1 protein-coding gene is annotated in these 1,695 nt (G+C 70.3%); it reads left to right on the forward strand.

The window, feature by feature from the left end; translation table 11 throughout:
* Positions 1-1,695, forward strand: a 1,695-nt coding sequence (murJ, locus tag Q2100_RS31175) for a murein biosynthesis integral membrane protein MurJ (RefSeq protein WP_302917116.1), incomplete at both ends; no start/stop codon positions are given.

A 1,695-nucleotide genomic window follows, 5' to 3' on the forward strand; every position in this document is an offset into this window, starting at 1 on the left:
CCTCCACCACCGCGCCAGCGCATCCCCCGCGGACCCGCCCCGCGGCGGCGGGCGGGCCGCCCCGAACTCTCCGACGCCGCCGTGGTCTCGCGGTCGTGGGGCATGGCACTGGCGACGCTGATCAGCCGCATCACCGGATTCCTGCGGATGGCGCTGCTGGCCTACCTGCTCGGCGACGCGCTGCTGAGTTCCTTCTCGGTGGCCAACCAGCTGCCCAACCTCATCGCGGCCCTGGTGCTGGAGGCCACGTTCACCGCGATCTTCATCCCGGTGCTGGCCCGGGCCGAGCGCGACGACGCCGACGGCGGCACCGCGTTCGTGCGGCGGCTGTTCACGCTGGCCACCGCCCTCCTGCTGGTCACCACCGTGCTTTCGGTGGCCACCGCTCCCCTGCTGGTGCGCCTGATGCTGGGCGACGACCCGCAGGTCAACAGCCCGCTGACGGTCGCCTTCGCGTTCCTGCTGCTGCCCCAGGTGCTGTTCTACGGGCTGTCGTCGGTGTTCACCGCGATCCTCAACACCCGCAACGTGTTCGGCCCGCCTGCGTGGGCACCGGTGATCAACAACGTGATCGCGATCCTCACGCTCGGCGTCTACATGCTGGTGCCCGGTGAACTGTCGCTCGACCCAGTGGAGATGGGCAACGCCAAACTGCTGGTGCTGGGCATCGGCACCACCCTCGGTGTGGTCGCGCAGACCGTGGTGCTGCTGGTGGCCATCCGCAAGGAACGCATCAGCCTGCGCCCGCTGTGGGGGCTCGACGACCGGCTCAAGAGGTTCGGCGCGATGGCCGCCGCGATGGTCTGCTACGTGCTGATCAGCCAGCTCGGCCTGATCGTGGGCAATCAGATCGCCAGCACCGCGGCGGCATCCGGGCCCGCGATCTACAACTACACCTGGATCGTCCTGATGCTGCCCTTCGGCGTGATCGGCGTGACGGTGCTGACCGTGGTGATGCCGCGGCTGAGCCGCAACGCCGCCGCCGACAACCTCCCCGCCGTGCGGGCCGACCTGTCGCTGGCCACCCGGTTGACCATGGTGACCCTGATCCCGATCGTGGCGGTGATGACCGTCGGCGGGCCTGCGATCGGCAGCGCGCTGTTCGCCTACGGCAACTTCACCCCCGAGGCCGCCGGCTACCTCGGCATGGCGATCACCCTCTCGGCGTTCACCCTGGTCCCGTACGCACTGGTGCTGCTCCAGCTCCGGGTGTTCTACGCCCGCGAACGGCCGTGGACGCCGATCGCCGTCATCGTGTTCATCACCGCGGTCAAGATCGCCGGATCACTGGCCGCGCCGCACCTGACCGACGACCCCCAACTGGTGGCCGGTTACCTGGGCCTGGCAAATGGACTGGGCTTCATCGCCGGCGCCGTGGTCGGCTATCTGCTGCTGCGCTCCCATCTGCGTCCGCCTGGCGGACGGCTCTTCGACACGCAGGTGGTGCGCACGATCCTGGTGACGGTCGCCGCGTCACTGCTCGCCGGGCTGGTCGCGCACGTCGCCGACCAGCTGCTCGGGCTCGAGTCGCTGACGGAACGCTTCGGCGCAGGCGGTTCGCTGGTGCGGCTGGCGGTCATCGGACTGCTGATGGTGCCGATCATCGCCGGGGTGCTGATCGGCGCGCGGGTGCCCGAGGCGACCGCGGCGCTTGCGGCGGTTCGGCGGCGGTTCGGACGCGCACCCGCGGTGCCC

The organism is Mycolicibacterium arseniciresistens, assembly GCF_030519285.1.
Taxonomy (GTDB): domain Bacteria; phylum Actinomycetota; class Actinomycetes; order Mycobacteriales; family Mycobacteriaceae; genus Mycobacterium; species Mycobacterium arseniciresistens.